We start from the raw sequence: 17,616 nt of genomic DNA, 5'->3' as shown, positions 1-17,616 counted from the left end.
GGAGTCTGGGTCAATTATTATTCTGTTAGGGTCTGGAGATAGGCGATGACATCTTCGACCTGCTGTGCGGTCAGAATGCTCTGACCTTCAAATTTTTCGAGCGTGCGTTCGAATCCCGTGTCCTTATAGAACGCCGGCATGATGCTGTCTTCGAACACCATTTTGGAATTGGCCACGATCGCACGAAGCTCTTGCGCTTCCCAACGATCTGCAACGCCGGTCATTTCAGGACCGACCTCGCCGTGGAACGATTCCTCAGGCATGTCTGCGTTGACATGGCAGGCCAGACAATTGCCCTGTTTTCTGTTCTTGAAAACGTCACGGCCGTTTGCCGGGTCCCCGGGAACGCCTGTCAAAGAGGCCGAAACCACGCCGTCTTCGTATTTGACGTCGTTTGGAGCCACGGGCTCAGCGGCCAATGGATTTGCCAGCAAACCCGCCACTGCGATTGATATACCGATGATCCTCATGCGTCCTCCCAAACACTGCATTTCGGCATACCGTAGCGCACGAAACTGTGATGACGCAACAACAAATTCACTTACATGAATTATTGTATTTGTTCAGACCCAGGATTTGCCCGTAGATTTTCCATCCAAAACAGCCCGCAATATACTGGCCCATTGGGCCTCTCTCGCCCCTGGGCCTGCGTCCGGGATGGAGCAAAACCAGATGCTGATGTGCATGTGATCTGCATCAATGTTGATCTGGCATTTGCGCAGTACATATCGCAATGTGTGAATTTACTGGAGCATATCATGGACCTGATAACCTTGGTTGAGCGAATCGGCGAGGCCCCTACCGCTGCCCTGTTCGGAGTGCTCACCGGCGTGTTTTTTGGAGCCTCGGCCCAACGCTCTCGGTTTTGCCTGCGCGCGGCAACTGTGGAATTTGCCCGTCGCAAAATGCAAGGCAGCGTCGCCGTTTGGCTGCTGACCTTCTCGACGGCGCTGGTCTGGGTGCAGGGCGCGCAAATGATGGGGCTGATGGATGCTGACAGCGCCCGGATGATGGCAGTGCCCGGCAGTTGGTCAGGGGCGGTGATTGGCGGTTTGGTTTTTGGCATCGGCATGGTGCTCGCGCGGGGGTGCTCGGGGCGGCTGTTGGTGCTTGCGGCCACTGGCAATCTGCGCTCGGTGGTGTCGGGATTGATCTTTGCGGTGGTGGCACAGATGAGCCTGTCCGGCATCCTGACCCCGGTACGAAACCAACTGGCCGGGCTCTGGGTTACCAGCGGCGGCCGCAATATGGATCTGCTTGCGGCAATTGGGTTGCCTGACCATTCTGGCCTGCTCATCGGTATGGGTATTGCGGCACTGGCCCTGGTCCTTGCCCGTCGCAACAACATCGGCGCCGCACGCCTGATGTTTGCCTCAGGTGTTGGCTTTGCAGTGGCCATGGGATGGGTGCTGACCTATTCGCTAAGCTTGGTGGCCTTTGATCCGGTGCAGGTCGAAAGCGCCACTTTCACCGGCCCCTCGGCCAATACACTGATGTTCTTTCTCGAACGCGGTGCGGTGTTGGAATTTGACGTGGGCCTGGTGTTCGGCGTATTTGTCGGAGCCCTTGTTGCCGCCGCTCTGGCGGGGGAGCTGAAATTTCAGGCCTTTGACGATGCTCCGACCATGCGCAAGGCAATGACCGGTGCAGCGCTGATGGGCTTTGGCGGGATGCTGGCGGGCGGCTGCGCCATTGGAGCGGGCGTCACCGGAGGATCGATCTTTGTCGGCACCGCCTGGCTGGCCTTGTTCTGCATGTGGATTGGCGCAGTGGTGACCGATTGGCTGGTGGACCAAACTGGCGCAACCCAAACCGTGTAAACCCTCCCTCCCCCGCGGAAAGGCGCGCAGGCAAAGCCACCGCCAAGACTGTTGCCTTGCCAGTTTTGGCAGTTCCATTGAGGGTTGTTCGGCAGTGTAAACTAAGACGTGTTACAAGAGGCGGTACCGCCAAAGCGAAATCGGACGGGAGATCAGTCCCGTGTGCTAAACGTTGTCTCTGCGCGCCCCGGTTCTGCCGGAGCCCTGCTTCAAGTGCCTGGGGTGTCAGTCCAGGCGATAATCGCGATTACAGATCACTCTGCCACAGCGGCACGACTTCTGCGTAAACCAACCGAGCGCTGCCTGCGCAACACCTGTGCCGGACCGTCAGTTTCCCTGAGCGCGTTGCATTATGTGTAATTGGCACAACGAGAATAACAGCTCACCGAACTGAAGGCTTCACTTTTTCTACAAATACTCAAAACCCAAGGCGCGCCCCATTGATGACCTCTCATATTGTGCGCTCCAAATTAGCGCAGAACACCAATATCCGGCGCGATAGCCAGCATCCATAGCGCAATGTAGTTCATTGAATTTGTGGCTATCAGCAGCCCGAAAATGATCAGCATGGCCCCCATGATCTTTTCGATGGTCCCAAGATGCCTGCGGAATTTTGACATCCACCGCATAAAGGGACCGATGAAAAACGCAGCCAGCACAAACGGCGCAGTCATTCCCAATCCATAGACAAACAGCAGCCCCGCCCCGGTCGAGGCCGTCTCGGCACCTGCTGCGGTGAACAGGATCGCCGCCAGAACCGGTCCGACGCAGGGGGTCCAGCCGAATGCAAAAGCCAGGCCAATAACATAGGCCCCCATGAGGCTGACGTTTGAGGTGTTGCCCGCATCAGCCCGCAATTGCCGATATAGAATGCCGATCCGAATGATCCCTAGAAAATGCAGGCCCATCGCAATGATGATGGCCGCCGCAACCCATCGCAAAATGTCGAAGTATTCTCGGACAACCTGTCCGAACGCAGTTGCCGCTGCCCCTAGACCCATGAAAATCGTGATCACGCCAGCCGCAAAGAAACAGGCCGCAAGCACTGCACGCCTGCGCGTTTTGCCGTCAATCTGCGCCTCGGCAGAGATCTGATTCATGCCCACACCCGCTAGGTAACTGAGATAGAACGGTACGATGGGCAGGATGCAGGGCGACAAAAAAGACAGAATGCCTGCAAAGGCAGCACCTGCCAGCGTAATTTCCATCATATCCGGCAGCCTCCCTTGTATAATTCAAATATTCATATTACGTTGTTTGTTAAGCAAAGGTCAATTTCGCATGTCACTCCGTCTCATCATTTTCAGCACGGCGCTGCTTGTTTCCTCGGCATTTGTCGCTGCCGCTGATACCGTTTTGGTGATGGTAGAAGAAAAAGGTTGTGTCTGGTGCGCCCGGTGGAACGACGAAATCGCACATATCTATCCAAAGACCACTGAGGGCAAAACCGCCCCGCTTCGGCGCATGGATATACATGCTGCAAGACCCGATGATTTGACCTTTAGCCGGTCGTTAAATTTCACGCCGACCTTTGTCCTGATGGTGGACGGGCAAGAGGCCTCCAGGATCGAAGGGTATCCCGGAGAGGATTTCTTCTGGGGGTTGTTGGGACAAATGCTGTCGGATGCAAACATTGATGTATCAGAATAACCTTCGTATATGAATATGAACGATGTGACGGTGTCAGCTGATACATTTCTAGAGAAAGAGAACCAGATGGGCCTGCCAGTATTTGACGGCAACATGTGTGCCGAAGACATGGACAAGATGGCAGACAATGCCATGAAAGCCTCTTATTTCCTCAAGGCGATCAGTCACGAGGGACGGCTTATGATTTTGTGCCATCTCGCCTCGGGCGAGAAGTCGGTGACCGAGCTTGAAAACCTTCTTTCAGCCCGACAGGCTGCGGTATCACAACAGCTGTCCCGGCTGCGGCTGGAAGGGCTGGTGACGCCTCGGCGCGACGGCAAGGTCATCTACTACAGCTTGACAGATGACCGCCCAAAGAAAATCATGGAAGTGGTCTACGATTTGTTCTGTCGCGGCGACTAAACACAACGCTCAGTGCTGTCGCAAAGGACGGAATGGTACGCGACGATGCTTGATCTGATCTCTGAACCTGTACTTGTCGCCCTTGTCGGTCTGGTGGGCGGCGTCCTACTGGGCCTTGCTGCGCGCATTGGCCGGTTCTGCACATTAGGTGCAATAGAGGATCTTTTTTACGGCGAGAATACCCTGCGTCTGCGGATGTGGGGGATCGCGATTGGCCTGTCTGTTATGGGTACATTCGCACTGTCTGCCGCGGGTCTGCTGGATCTCAGCCAAACACTGTATCTTTCGCGAGACTGGAACCCGCTGGAAAGCATAGTTGGCGGGCTTTTGTTTGGCTATGGCATGGCGCTTGCCGGCAACTGCGGTTACGGCGCTTTGGCCCGGGTCGGCGGCGGTGATTTGCGCTCGCTGCTGATTGTTTTGGTGATGGGTATTTCCGCTTACGTGACCTTGGGTGGGCCATTATCCACCCTGCGCATCTGGCTGTTTGGCGCGTCAGAGCAGGCAACCAATTTCCCAACACTCGCCCATCTGGCAGCCCCGCTGACAGGAGCTTCAACCGAGGTAACAGGCATAGCGATCGGGGCTATTATTCTTGTATTGACGCTTGCGAACAAAGCATTGCGGCATTCAGCCAGCCATATGTTTTGGGGGGCCGTTGCTGGTTTGGCCATTGTATCCGGGTGGGCCGGAACGCATTGGATTGCCAGCAACGGGTTTGACGCCACCCCTGTCGTCACCCACACATTCTCAGCGCCTATTGGCGAGACAATGCTGTATCTCATGACCTCGTCAGGCAACTCTATCAGCTTTGGGACAGGGTCCGTTGCTGGTGTGTTGATCGGTGCTTTGATCGGCAGCCTGTATAAGGGCCATTTCAGATGGGAAGCCTGCGATGACCCCCGCGAGCTGCGCCGACAAATCCTTGGGGCTGCCTTAATGGGTATAGGGGCCGTAGTCGCGGTTGGCTGCAGCGTCGGCCAAGGACTGTCTGCATTTTCTGTGTTGTCTTACAGCGCACCCCTCACGTTGATATGCATCATGGGCGGCGCCGCACTGGGTCTGCGACAATTGATCCTAGGATTTACACCGTCAATTTGACCATTCAGAGCCATCTGGAACTGTGAAAATGGCGAGGTGGCCCAATTATTGATCAGCCGTCACTGGCCCCACGATGTGGCAGGTTCCAAGGCTCATCAAACGGAATTACCCCTGTGTTTACATTGGGGTAATCACGCTCCATCACTTCAAAAAACTCGCTAAGCTTTGCGATTTTGGCAACGCGTGTTTCTGCGTCTAGCGACCGGAAGAGGTTGTCGAAATGTATGGGGATGACGTAGTCCGGATTGACGGCTGCGACGATGTTTTTAAGAAACGCCTCGGTAGGGCCACGGCCCACCAGAGACAATAACACGACATCAACTTGGCCTTTGAGGTGGTCCAGCGTCCCGGACATCACGCCGGCACTTCCGACATGAAGAACATTGCCAAACTTATGCTCAACAAAAAACGCATAGACTTCGCCCTCGCCGTATTCAGTCACAGCGGCAGGCAGTTCAAATGAGTCTGGCACCGTATCTGCAAGCGGATTGAGACAACCAAAAGGCTCTAGGCAGACTGGGGGGTTGCCGTGCTTGCTGGCAAAAACGGTGATTTTGAAACGGCCATCGACGTCGTCTTTTTCCAGCACATCGTTGGCGGTTACTCTGGTGGCCGTCGTATGATCATGGGCCCTTAGAATACGCTGTGTGCTGAGTGATCCGAAGACTTGCGCCTTTGTAAGCCTGGCAAATTCAGCGACATCAAGGCTGTGGTCGTAATGCGAATGACCAACAAGTATTGTCTTGGCTCGCGCGATTTCAGGCCGTTTGACTCTTTCATTGATGCGACACTCTGCAACAACAGCGTCACGCCGGAATACAATATCAAAGACACTGTTTTCCTGGCGCGAAACAAAGGGATCAATCAGAACCGAGTGTGTTCCGTCGTCAATAACAACGGATGCGGCGCCCGACCAAAACAATCGGAGACCGGCATTACTGCTCTCGGCATCTGGGGCCAAGAACAGTCTTTTGCTGTGGTATTTCTTGATCGGCTCCGAACATCCGCCAAGGGTGACCAGAACACTCAATACTAAGAACGCCACTCGAATTATGTGCTTGGAAATGTAATTTTCCATCAAGTTTCAGACCATTTTCAAGCTGTTGGAAACAGCTCATCCAGACGTTTCTAATTGCAGCCATACGCCTGTTGGATGGGACCCAAAAGACTTGGCGACAACTGGCGAAGCACCCTAAGTCAGCAGCGCCAGATCGGTAATATTGGTTTTACGTCTGGTGGGCATATCCTGCGCATCATCATCGCCGCCGATAGTCAGCGCCAGATCTTCGTAAAACCCATCGTTGTCGAACCACCAGCGATGTGAATACGTGATCGTCTGCTTGGCCTTAGGGACATCGCGCAGATATTGCTCGTTGCAGTAGATATCCCAATGTCCCTTTGCGGTGAGTTTCGGCATACCTTCATGCCCCACCCGATCGCGGCCGCCATTGATTACACCGTCTGAAAGCGCCAGTACCCGGTCCCGGCCACTGTAATAGTTAGTGAAGCGTTTGCTGCGTTGCTTCAGAACCAAACTGCCCCAGGCCCCTTTTTCAAGCCAAGTTGAATCCACATCACCCGAGGCAAACATGACCTGCTCTGTGCCCCAGACTTCATTGCCTGAACCAGCAGAATCCCCGAAATCGGAAAACGCACGCAAAACAACAAGGGCCCCCATTGAGTGGGCAATGAGGTTAATTTTGGGTTTTGGAGACATGCTCAACAGCGGCAAAATCCCATCTCCCACAAGGTGCGGTGCAACCTTTTTGGCATCTGAACGGTCTCTGTCATAGGTGAAAATTGTACCGTCGCTTGGCCAGTCAAAGGCGATCACAGCCCCCTTGTAGCCATTGGACTTCAACCCTGCCTCGATCTTGGCCATACGGTCCAACATATCTTTTTGCGAGGTATTAAACCCATGAACATAAATGAGAACACCATTGTCGCCACCGTCTTGGCGCACAAGTTCCAGCCAATCATCCTGACTTACAATACTCCCTTTTCGGATATCTCCATCGGGGGTTTGCTCTGTGATATTGACGTAGCGCGTGACTGCGGACGGGTTGTTGGTGAATTTTTTCTTTTGTGAATTGTAAGTACGGCGCGAGAAAAAAAGTGCCATTTGCCAATCTCCTTTTGATCCAATGCAGGCAGTCTGGCATGGTTTTCCGTTTCCACAAAACATTCTGATACAATGCCCGGAACACTAAAGCGGGGCTGATCCGCCAAGCTGAGAATAAATCAGCGCTTTTAGAAACCGACCCGCCTTAACGACCCTGAAGTCCCCTGCCCCTCATTCTCCCCAAGTTTCCAAAGGAGTGAAGCCGCTGGGAGATGGGTCGCTGGGATCAAGGCCATCTGAGAACACCCATAAATTGCAGCAGTTCAAGCCACCATCACCCCCAACTTTTTCAAGTGAAGACAAAGTATGGGCAGGTTCAAAACAACGGTTTAGTGGTCGTGCCAAAGCGGCCTGATAGTCCATGCGTAGCCTTTGGCGTTACCAGTGTTTTCCGGAACGTCCTTCATCGAGCCCCTGTCTTAGGAACTGGAAAAATCCGTCCACTTCAAATCGAACTTCGCCAAATACTTGCGAAGGCGATCTGCGTCATTCCGGCTTGCTCGCTCTTCCCGAGATACGGCAAACAAAGTCCTTCCGGCCTCACTTATGGAAGAGGAGGTTTTGCATGTTCGAATGACCTGCGCCAGCTGCGGGATATCAAATGAATCCAAAGGCTTGGTTACGTACTGCGCGATCAATTGAGCATTGGGGTCCGTGTTCGACGATTGCCAGCGGTGCAGTAGCCGATCTATTTCCTCTTGGACTTGCGCGCGCGTGATACGCCCTCGTGGAGCGAGGGTACACAAACGCAGGACAGCGCCGCCAAAGTCGCGAAAATTACCTGGCCACAACGTGCTGGGAGCGCGGGCAAACCGCAACCAGGCCTCTGCCGCATCGGCATTAAATCCGACCCGAATGCCAAGTCTCTTTTCAGCACGTCGTAGTTCGTACCGTAGGTTGTCTTGGATGTCTTCCCGGCGTGCCCGCAGTGGAGGCAACTGAAAAGACCAGAAATTCAGACGCACCAAAAGATCCAAACGAAATTCACCCGCCGCCACACGCTCGGTAAGATTACTCGAGGCCCCAGCGATGATATGAAAACGGCTTGTAATCTCACTATCTGATCCAAGCGGATAATAGCGCCCTGTTTCTATCGCATGGAGCAGCAACGCCTGTTCTTCTAGGCCCAACATGTCGATTTCATCAAGGAACAGCACACCGCCGTCGGCCTCGCGTAGAAGGCCCGTCCGTTCGGTTCCTGCCTGACCCGTAAAACTGCGCCGTTGCCCAAAAAGGGTTGCCGTCGCGGTGCCGCCGATAAGCGTCGCGCAGTTCACGTGAACAAGTCGACCTTTGATACGATGGCGCTGGAGCTTCAGTTCGTAAATCCGCTGCGCGAGCTCGGTTTTTCCGGTGCCGGTTTCCCCCTGAAGTAAAATGGGTTCATCAGATACGCTGGAGACCTGTTCGATTTGGTCGATAATTTGGTTGTAGGTTTCATTTTTGGTTTCGATCCCGCCTTTCAAAATCTCACCGTATTCACGCGACTGTTGATCAAACCGCTGCTGCAGGGCGTCGAACTGGCGCAGATCCAAGTCAATTAAATCAAACGTGCCACGTCCGCCTTTGTCGCGCGGAGGGCCGGTCTGGATCAAGGCAGCTGGGATGTGACGCGATTCTGAAAGTAGAAACCAACAGATTTGTCCGATGTGCGTCCCTGTGGTGAGGTGGATATGATACCGTTCGCGGTCTTCATCGAAGCCATAGTCTTTGGCAAAGTCAAAAAGCTTGGCGTAGGTTTCACCAAGATCCCACGGATCGTCCATATCCATTCGGTTTAGGACAACTTCTGTTTCAGGGGAAACGGCTTCAATATCTGCTTTGACATTGTGGGCGAGGCGCGAAAATTTGGAGTCAAAGATCAATTCATATCGATCCACCTCGAACCCGTCTTCTTGGCAAAGACTGACTGTGGGTTTCCAGCCGCGACGTTTTCCACTGTCGAGCTGGGTACCGAGGAAGCCGAGAACAACATTTCTCATCCGTGCGATCCATAATAATAACTTACGATATTTTTGTATCGTATTTTACCTTCAATCTTTATGCAACGCCCAGATAAGTAATTGGTTATCAATCACTTGGTGGATTTTTCGAAAATTTTGAGCGGCAGAGAAACCTTCGCTAAACCTGTCTCATCGCACTGATAAAGCGAAGGAAACGGACGAATACGCGTCCGGAGAAACGGCGAGACGGCAATGTGGTGTTCAAACCTCCGCCGTCTCGCCACCACATATTGTCACTCTTCGTGGGACTATTGACCAAAGGAAATTAAATGGAAGACCTCGCAATCAAACCGATTACAGGTAGAGAATTGAAACAGTGGGGGCACACCCCAGGGGCTCAATTTCCAGCGCTGTTGAACCGCGCAAACGAGCTGCACGTAGCGGGGCACGACATGAGCGCGATCCGTGCTGAGTTGGCGTCCGAAATTCCAGTGCGGCCACCACAGATTGAACTGCATGAAGAGGGCGCAATTGGGTTCCATGAAAATCTGACGCCTGCCGATGACGACGAAGTGGCTAACCTTGAAAAGGTACGCGAAACTATGCGCGCTGTGATGCGTACGCCCACTGTTATCGGCGGTGCCATCATGCCCGATGCCTGCCCGGCAGGGCCCATTGGGACGATCCCGGTCGGCGGTGTCGTCGCTGCGCATAATGCCATTCATCCCGGCATGCATTCGGCGGATATTTGTTGTTCACTTATGCTCACCGATCTTGGCGATACTGACCCGAAAACCATTCTTGATGCGGCCCAAAAGGTCACGCATTTCGGGCCAGGAGGGCGTAAACAAGGCCAACGTTTTACGGTGTCACTGGACTTGCTTGATGCAATGCGTGCCAACCCGTTTTTGAACAATGCCAAAACCATCCGCGCAGTACAGGAGCATATGGGCACGCAGGGCGACGGAAACCATTTCCTGTTCGTGGGCACATCCCGGCGCACGGGGAAAACGATGCTTGTCACGCATCACGGATCACGTGGCCCAGGTGCAAAGCTTTACAAGGCCGGGATGGAGGTTGCCGAAAAATATCGTCGACTTCATTCGCGAAAAACGCTCAAGCAGAATGCATGGATTCCAGCTGACAGCGAGGACGGGCGCGCCTATTGGCAGGCCTTGCAGTTGATCCGAAAGTGGACCAAGACCAACCACAATTCCATTCACCAGGCGACGATGGAGGCCGCAGGAGCCAGCTCCGGTGAGCGCTTCTGGAATGAGCATAACTTTGTGTTTCGTCGCGGGGAGACCTATCTGCATGGCAAAGGCGCGACACCCGCTTGGAGCGATTTCGCATCAGATGCGGACGCGGCGGGCCGCACGATCATCCCGCTTAACATGGCGGAGCCGATCCTGATTGTGCGCGGGACAGATGCGCCACATGCCTTGGGATTCAGCCCTCATGGTGCAGGGCGTAACTGGTCACGCACCGAACATATGCGCAGGCTTGGAACGACCACTGCGGACGAAGCGTTGATCGCAGAAACAAAGGGGCTTGATGTACGGTTTTACAGCGGCCAGGTGGATGCATCAGAGCTGCCGTCCAGCTATAAACCAGCGCAGGCCGTGGTCGCGCAAATCGAGAGCTACGGCTTGGCCGAAGTTGAGGACTGGATCGACCCATACGGTTGCATCATGGCAGGTCAAATGCCCCGCTTCATTCGGCGCCCTCGGGGTGTTCGGTAGGAAAGACCTGGCCTTGCCCGTAAGGGCGAGGCTGATGGTCAATCTGTGCTTTTGTGTGACAGGGCCTGCATGTCACGCCACAGCCTGTTCAGGGTCGGTTTTGTGTTTTCTTTGTCCCGGTACAGACGGATTTCCAGATGATGGGCATACTCTTTCCCGCCGACAACTTTCATCCGCCCATCCGCCAGCTCAGTCTTGCATAATTCTTGCGGCAGCCAGCCCAGACCAAATCCCTCCATGATCATCGCTTTGACCGAAATGGCCAGAGCGCTTTGGTTTACCACCAGCATTTTGGGGCCGTCGATTTGCTGCCGCAATGCATACTCAACCACAGAACGCAGCGCCGAAACCGTGCCGTAAGACAAAAGCGAAATTGGTTTTTTATTGTCACTCTTCAGTGTGTGCAGAGGCCCGTTTGCCCCATTTTTTGATACCGGCAAGAAGGAATCTTCGGTCAAGGTGATGAAGTCGCAATTGCCCAGCCCCAATGGGGCGAGCGCATCCATCGAAGGGTGCCAATAGGTCAAGATCACATCGCAATACCGCTGCTGCAATGCGGAAACGAATTGATCAGCGGCCCAGCCTGTAGAGTTCAGGTCGATCTCAAGGCCACCTCTTTCCACCAGCGGGGCGATATGAGTTTTGAAATGGGTCATATAAAGCGATTGGGAGGTCGCAAACCGAATGACATTTTCGCCCGCTGCATCAATGATCTGACAGCGCTCAAGCGTTTCTTCGTAGGTGCGCAACATGATGCGAGATTGAGCCAGGAAAACCTCGCCCGCAGGTGTCAGAGACAAGGGCAAGGTTTGGCGGTTGATCAGCTTGACACCAAACTCCTCTTCAAGCGAGCGTATACGTCGCGAGAACGCAGGTTGGCTGACATTGCGTTCCTCCGCCGCCCGCGAGAAATTCTTCTGCGCGACCAAAGCCTCAAAGTCTCTAAGCCAGGCTATATCCAATTTGTCATTCCGTTCCACATGTCCAGGCGATTACCCGTCCAAACGCCCTTCTTCGACCGCGTGGCAAGCAACCAGCGCCCCATCAGGCTGTTGTAGGGGGCGTGGCTGCTCGGCCGAGCAACGGCTATTGGCATGCGCACAACGGCTTTCAAACGGGCACCCTTTCGGCATGTTGATCGGTGTCGGAATTTCGCCCCGCAATCTTATATGATTTGGGTGATCATCTTTCAACTGTGGCACTGCCGAAAGCAAGGCACGTGTATAGGGATGCTTGGGATTTTCAAACAACGTCGCCGTGTCGGACAACTCGCAAACCGACCCCAAATAGAGCACCGCAACTTTTGTACCAAAATGCTGCACAACACTCAGGTCATGGGTGATGAACAGATAGGTAAGGCCGCGCTGATCCTTGGCCTCCAGCATCAGATTCAGAACCTGTGCTTGAATCGAAACATCCAGTGCTGAGATCGGCTCATCCGCAATGATGAATTCAGGATCTACTGTCAGCGCACGCGCAATTGCAATCCGTTGTCGTTGACCGCCAGAGAATTCATGCGGGTAACGGCTGGACCAGCTAGGATCCACCCCAACGGCCCGCATAACCTCGGCAACTTTATCGCGCAATTCACCACGTGACAGGGACGGATTATGATATCGCACGGGCTCTTCAAGCGCCTGCTGGATGGTCATGCGAGGGTTCAAAGATGCATATGGATTCTGAAAAATCATCTGCATCTTTTTGCGCAGCGGCATCAGGGCCCGACGTGATCGGTTGTCGATACGTTGACCATCATAATGAATTTCGCCGGCGCTTGGGCTTAACAACCCGGCGATCAGCCGCGCAACCGTAGATTTTCCGCAACCACTCTCGCCAACAACACAGAGGGCCTCTCCGGCTGCCACTTGCAGAGAGATATTGTTGACCGCATGAACCGCGCGCTTTTCCTGCACGAACTTGCCGCCACGGAATTTAAGCGTTTCAAGAAATCCGCGGTCAAGTTCGAAGCGTTTTTCAAGGTTGCGAATTTCTAACAAAGGCTGAGGGGTCTTCATGCCTTGATCTCCTCGGCTTTGTCATTGTGCAGCCGGTTAACTTCATGGCAGGCAACCTCGACATTGGCATACTGCACTGTCTCGGGTGCGTCGATGAGGCAATGGTCTTGTACGAATTCACAACGTGGGCTGAATGGGCAGCCCTTGGGAATGGCTGTCAGGGAGGGCATGCTGCCGGGAATCTGTTTCAACCGCTGACCAGGTTTGGTCTGTTGAGGCAGGGCATTGATCAACCCCTGAGTATAGGGGTGCTGTGGATCATTAATGATCTCACGCGTGCGTCCGGCTTCGATAATTCGGCCCGCATACATCACCAGAGTGCGTTCGGTCATCTGACTGACAACGCCCAGGTCGTGGGTGATCAAAATCAACCCGACCTTATTGGATTGGCATAACTCCAACAACAGCTCCATGATGTCGGCCTGAATGGTCACATCCAAGGCTGTGGTTGGTTCATCCGCGATGATCAATTGTGGATCCAGCAACAGGGCAATGGCAATGACAATCCGTTGCCGCATCCCGCCTGATAACTCGTGCGGGTATTGGTCGAGACGATCCTCGGGCGACGGAATATAGACTTCGCGCAACTTAACAATCGCAATCTGCTTGGCCTCAGCCTTACTCAACTTGCGGTGAGCCATCAAGGTTTCGACCATCTGCTGACCGATGGTCAAAACCGGGTTCAGAGTAACCATCGGATCCTGAAAAATCATCGCCATCTTGTTGCCGCGGATGTTGCGCATCTTGGCCTCGGGCATCTGGACGATGTCCTCGCCCAGAAACGTGATCTTGCCTGAATCTATAAACCCAGGACGGCTAAGCAGGTTCATCAGTGCAAACCCAGTGATGGATTTACCGGCGCCGGATTCTCCGACAATGCCCAGGCGTTCGCCCTTGGCCAGATCAAAACTGATCTGATTCAGGGCAGTCACAGTATTGTCGCGCATGGCGAATTTTACGCTCAGGTCGCGTACAGAAAGCAAGGACATCGTGCTTATCCTTTATACAGTTTGGGGTTCAAGGCATCACGCAGCCAGTCACCCAGTAGATTGATCACCAGAACCAGAACCACCAGCACGATGCCGGGGATGGCAGTGATCCACCAGCTTCCCGAAAAGATGTAGTCAAACCCCGAGGAAATCAGCGATCCAAGGGATGGTTGGCTCGGCGGCATGCCCAGCCCCAGAAAAGACAGCGAAGCCTCAGAAATGATCGCATTGGCCACTTGAACGGTGGAAATCACAAAGATTGGTGACAGCGAATTGGGAAGGATATGGCGAACCATGATACGGCCGGGGCCAAACCCCAGCACCCGGGCGCTGTCGACATACTCTTTCTTTTTCTCAGCCAGCACCGTGGCGCGCACAGTACGCGCATACTGCGGCCACTCGGCAACGCCAATGACTGCGATCAAGAAGTAGATCGCATATTGGTTGAAAGTCTCAGAACCAAACATGGCCTGCGTGACGGCAAGGAAGATAATCGCCACCATCAGCGTCGAAAACGAAAGTTGAATATCAGCCAGTCGCATCAGAAGGCTGTCAGTCCGTCCACCGACATAGCCGGCAATCAGACCAATCGAAATACCCAGAAATGCTTGCAATGCGACGGCGCAAATACCGATCAACAACGAAAGCCGTGTCCCGTAGAGGATCGTTGACCACAGATCACGTCCCTGATCATCGGTGCCAAAGATAAACTGCGCATCGGCCCCATCCACCCAGAGAGGAGGGTATTCACTATTCATAATGTCGATCTGCCCGAGGTCATAGGGATCGAATGGTGCAATCAGCGGGGCGAAAATGGACATGATCGCGATCAACAGAAAGATCATCAGCGACACAATCGCGACCGGGTTGCGCCGGAAGCTGTAGCCAATGTTCGAATTCCAGACCCGCGACCAGCGCGACGGTTCCGTTGGGGTGCTCAGGCTGCTCATGCGCCCATCCTCGCAAGATTGACAGTGGGATTGACCAGCCCATAGATCAGGTCAACGACTGTATTGGTGATGACAAAAATGAACCCGACGACAATCAGGTAGGCCACAATGAGGGGCGTATCGACGCGGTTCACGGCTTCCAGGAACATGAAGCCCATGCCGGGCCACTGAAACACGGTTTCGGTCAGGATAGTATAAGCCACCATCGTTCCGATCTGCACACCACCGACGGTAATCACCGGCAGTAAGGTATTTTTGAGCGCATGAACAAAGTAGATACGCCAAGGTCTGATGCCCTTAGCCTTGGCATATTTAACGTATTCGCTTTGCAGCACTTCCATCATTTCAGCCCGGATCAAACGCACGAACAGCGGCAACATGATCGAGGCAAGTGCTACGGAGGGCAGCAGAATATGCATCCAGCCATCCACAGTGGCAAAGTTTGTTTCCCATGGCCCAAAGACATGTACAATTTCGCCACGCCCATAGGAAGGAAACCAGCCATACTCTACGGAAAAGACGTAAATCATCAAGATCGCAGTCAGAAACACTGGAATTGAAATGCCAATGATCGACACGCCCATGATAAGCCGACTGAGGATCGTGTTAGGGTAGATGGCAGTATAAACACCAACTGGAATCGACAGGCCGATAATAATGATTGTTGCCCCCAGAACCAGCTCCATCGTAGCCGGGAGCTTTTTGAGGATCACATCAAGCGCTGGCTCTTTAAAAAAATAGCTGGTCCCCAGGTCACCCTGCAATGCGTTGCCCGCAAATCGCAGATACTGTGTCAGGAAACTGTCATTCAGTCCCAGTTCGTCGCGTAGCTCTTGGCGAACCTCTTCGCTTACGGATTGCCCGACAAGCTCACGCAGCGGGTCGCCGAGATTGTCCTGAATTGCAAAGCCGATCAACGAGATGACGAACATCACCGCGATGGCCTGAAACACGCGTTTCACAAGGTAAGCGAACATGCTTTCATACCTTTCCGGGGGTATTGTTATTGGGCATCATGCCTTCCTCCCCAGCGAGCAGGAAGCATAGCCATTAAGATGTCTTGTAGAAAAAAACCGGAGCAGGTCAAACAAACCCGCCCCGGTTAAAGAGATCCTTAGTCGACGACAAGGTCACCGAAGTAAGGGAAGTTGAGTGCGTTCACGATCTTGTCGGCGTGAACGCCTTTGCGGGCACCCCAAGCGAGGTTCTGCCAATGCAGCGGAATGAAAGCGGCCTCATTGTAAAGGATAGTTTCCATCTGCTGCAGCAATTCGGCGCGCTTACCGGAATCTGTTTCAGCGTTGGCCTTAGCCATCAGCATGTCCGCCTCGGCGTTACAGAAGTTACCAGAGTTGTACTGACCATTGCCGGTTTCTGCGTCGACGCAATGGCTCAGGAACTGGTGGAAGTTAGCCGAATCTTCGGTGTCCGAATGCCAGCCGATCATCATCATGTCTGCTGCGCGCTCATCAAATGCAGGCCAGTACTGGGCCTTGGGCATTGTTTGCAGATCAACCTTGATATTGATTTTTGCCAGCATTGACGCAACAGCCTGAGCGATTTTGTCATCGTTCACATAGCGGTTGTTTGGCGCCATCATGGTGAGTTCGAACCCATCCGCATAGCCAGCTTCGGCCATCAGAGCCTTGGCTTTTTCAACGTCGAAACGTGGGGCCAAGTCAGGATTGTGACCAAGGTAACCAGCTGGGCTTGCTTGGGCGCCGACAGTACCAAATCCGCGCATGATGCGGTCAACGATACCTGCATTGTTCACAGCATAATCAATGGCCTGACGCACACGGGCATCTTTAAGCGCTTCGACACGGTCCTGGTTCATCTGGAAGGTGATGATCCGGGTTCCGGGCATTGTGATCAAGTCAGTGCTTGCGTTTTCATCAACCCGCGCCAGATCGGTTGGCGGAACCGGTGCGATGAAGTCAACATCACCAGACAACAGGGCAGCCACACGGGTGGGGCTTTCCTTGATCGGGGTCAGGATAATCTGGTCGACGTTACCAGCGGTTTCAGTGTCCCAGTAACCGTCAAAACGGTCAAACACCATCTTAACACCCTGCTCACGCTCGCTGACGACGAACGGACCAGTACCCGAAACATTGCGCGACGCAAAACTATCACCATGCTTAACCAGCTCGGAGCGGTCCTTGCCGTCGTCGGTGGTGCCGGAATAGAATTTGCTGTCCATCGGGAAGATGTACGTTACCGTGTGTAATACCAGCGGATAAGGCTCGGATGTGATCAGGTCGAAGGTATGATCGTCGATCACGTTCACATCGGTGAACAGGCTGAAAATACCCTTAAAGTCAGGGCTTTCTTTCAGGCGATCAAAGGTCCAATCGACATCAGCCGCAGTCATCACGTTGCCAGAATGGAATTTAACACCACTCCGCAGGTGAAAGCGTGTGGTGGTGGCGTCGATCTGCTCCCAGCTCTCTGCCAAACGAGGTTCGAACTGAAGGTCCTGGGTCCAGCGCACAAGCGGGTCGAATGACATATGCGAAAACTGGAGCGTGCCGCCAGACAATTGTTCGTGCGGGTCCAGCGAAACGGGATCTGCGTCGTATGCGACTTTGACTGTGACATCGGCCTGAGCCACTGCACCAAATGTGAGTGACATCATACCTGCCGCAGCAATGCGGATAAATTTGTTCATTGTTCCCTCCATTTCGGATGCCCATGTTGGCTTCCATAATCTGTGCCAGCTGTCTAAGGCATCAAGCCAGTCGCGGGCCAATGCCAATTTCAAATTGCCTATGCAAAACAAGTATACAGTGAGGGTGTCCGGATCCCCGTAACCGGGATTGAGCTAAATTCCGCACCCCCCCGCACCACGATCAAGGCATCGGCGACGGTTACGAAACTGA

Annotated in this window: 16 protein-coding genes; 5 read left to right on the top strand and 11 right to left on the bottom strand. The window is 53.7% G+C overall.

What is annotated here, in order from left to right:
* Window positions 1-17: 17 nt before the first annotated feature.
* Window positions 18-470 carry a sulfur oxidation c-type cytochrome SoxX gene (gene soxX / locus EBB79_RS03240; protein WP_127747558.1) on the bottom strand — a complete coding sequence of 151 codons (453 nt, stop codon included), beginning with the start codon at window positions 468-470 and terminating at the stop codon, window positions 18-20.
* A 288-nt stretch (window positions 471-758) separates the two neighbouring features.
* On the opposite strand from soxX, the gene EBB79_RS03235 reads away from it, so the two are divergent.
* On the top strand, window positions 759-1,820 hold the full coding sequence (locus EBB79_RS03235) for a YeeE/YedE family protein (RefSeq protein WP_127747557.1): 1,062 nt from the start codon (window positions 759-761) through the stop codon (window positions 1,818-1,820).
* A gap of 470 nt (window positions 1,821-2,290) precedes the next feature.
* On the opposite strand, the gene EBB79_RS03230 is transcribed toward EBB79_RS03235, so the two are convergent.
* On the bottom strand, window positions 2,291-3,031 hold the full coding sequence (locus EBB79_RS03230; RefSeq protein WP_127747556.1) for a cytochrome c biogenesis CcdA family protein: 741 nt from the start codon (window positions 3,029-3,031) through the stop codon (window positions 2,291-2,293).
* A 70-nt stretch (window positions 3,032-3,101) separates the two neighbouring features.
* Between EBB79_RS03230 and EBB79_RS03225 the strand changes: the two genes are divergently transcribed.
* From EBB79_RS03225 to EBB79_RS03215, 3 genes are all read left to right on the top strand, one after another.
* A complete protein-coding gene (locus tag EBB79_RS03225) occupies window positions 3,102-3,470 on the top strand; it encodes a thioredoxin domain-containing protein (RefSeq protein ID WP_127747555.1) in 369 nt (122 codons plus the stop codon).
* 66 nt (window positions 3,471-3,536) lie between these two features.
* Complete coding sequence (locus tag EBB79_RS03220; protein ID WP_127750855.1) at window positions 3,537-3,872, top strand: ArsR/SmtB family transcription factor; 336 nt, start codon at window positions 3,537-3,539, stop codon at window positions 3,870-3,872.
* A gap of 45 nt (window positions 3,873-3,917) precedes the next feature.
* Entirely contained in the window at window positions 3,918-4,973 is a 1,056-nt protein-coding gene (locus EBB79_RS03215; RefSeq protein ID WP_127747554.1) for a YeeE/YedE family protein, read from the top strand.
* Window positions 4,974-5,025: 52 nt separating this feature from the next.
* Here the strand turns inward: EBB79_RS03215 and EBB79_RS03210 are convergent, their stop codons facing one another.
* The 3 genes from EBB79_RS03210 to rtcR all read right to left on the bottom strand — a co-directional run bounded on the left by EBB79_RS03210 (window position 5,026) and on the right by rtcR (window position 9,077).
* Entirely contained in the window at window positions 5,026-6,051 is a 1,026-nt protein-coding gene (locus EBB79_RS03210) for an MBL fold metallo-hydrolase (RefSeq protein WP_127747553.1), read from the bottom strand.
* A 114-nt stretch (window positions 6,052-6,165) separates the two neighbouring features.
* Window positions 6,166-7,095 carry an alpha/beta hydrolase gene (locus EBB79_RS03205; protein WP_164860737.1) on the bottom strand — a complete coding sequence of 310 codons (930 nt, stop codon included), beginning with the start codon at window positions 7,093-7,095 and terminating at the stop codon, window positions 6,166-6,168.
* 419 nt (window positions 7,096-7,514) lie between these two features.
* Complete coding sequence (gene rtcR, locus EBB79_RS03200) at window positions 7,515-9,077, bottom strand: RNA repair transcriptional activator RtcR (protein ID WP_127747551.1); 1,563 nt, start codon at window positions 9,075-9,077, stop codon at window positions 7,515-7,517.
* 413 nt (window positions 9,078-9,490) lie between these two features.
* Here rtcR and EBB79_RS03195 point away from each other — a divergent pair, with 413 nt between their 5' ends.
* Entirely contained in the window at window positions 9,491-10,780 is a 1,290-nt protein-coding gene (locus EBB79_RS03195; protein WP_238704984.1) for an RtcB family protein, read from the top strand.
* A 38-nt stretch (window positions 10,781-10,818) separates the two neighbouring features.
* Here EBB79_RS03195 and EBB79_RS03190 read toward each other — a convergent pair whose 3' ends face one another.
* From EBB79_RS03190 to EBB79_RS03165, 6 genes are all read right to left on the bottom strand, one after another.
* Window positions 10,819-11,742, bottom strand: a complete 924-nt coding sequence (locus EBB79_RS03190) for a LysR family transcriptional regulator (RefSeq protein WP_127747549.1) — start codon at window positions 11,740-11,742, stop codon at window positions 10,819-10,821.
* 30 nt (window positions 11,743-11,772) lie between these two features.
* Window positions 11,773-12,795 (bottom strand): ABC transporter ATP-binding protein, encoded by a 1,023-nt coding sequence (locus tag EBB79_RS03185; RefSeq protein ID WP_127747548.1) that lies wholly within the window; start codon window positions 12,793-12,795, stop codon window positions 11,773-11,775.
* The gene (locus tag EBB79_RS03180) at window positions 12,792-13,784 is read right to left on the bottom strand and encodes an ABC transporter ATP-binding protein (protein WP_127747547.1); all 993 of its coding nucleotides are present in this window, start codon (window positions 13,782-13,784) and stop codon (window positions 12,792-12,794) included. Before EBB79_RS03180 ends, EBB79_RS03185 begins: the two co-directional genes overlap by 4 nt.
* A 5-nt stretch (window positions 13,785-13,789) precedes the next feature.
* Window positions 13,790-14,734, bottom strand: a complete 945-nt coding sequence (locus tag EBB79_RS03175; protein WP_127747546.1) for an ABC transporter permease — start codon at window positions 14,732-14,734, stop codon at window positions 13,790-13,792.
* Window positions 14,731-15,711: an ABC transporter permease gene (locus tag EBB79_RS03170; RefSeq protein ID WP_127747545.1), complete on the bottom strand. Its 981-nt coding sequence runs from the start codon at window positions 15,709-15,711 to the stop codon at window positions 14,731-14,733. Before EBB79_RS03170 ends, EBB79_RS03175 begins: the two co-directional genes overlap by 4 nt.
* Before the next feature lie 137 nt (window positions 15,712-15,848).
* Window positions 15,849-17,405, bottom strand: a complete 1,557-nt coding sequence (locus tag EBB79_RS03165; RefSeq protein ID WP_127747544.1) for an ABC transporter substrate-binding protein — start codon at window positions 17,403-17,405, stop codon at window positions 15,849-15,851.
* Window positions 17,406-17,616: the final 211 nt, after the last annotated feature.

This window comes from Parasedimentitalea marina, assembly GCF_004006175.1.
GTDB lineage: Bacteria > Pseudomonadota > Alphaproteobacteria > Rhodobacterales > Rhodobacteraceae > Parasedimentitalea > Parasedimentitalea marina.
This window is presented reverse-complemented; position numbering and strand designations above follow the sequence as displayed.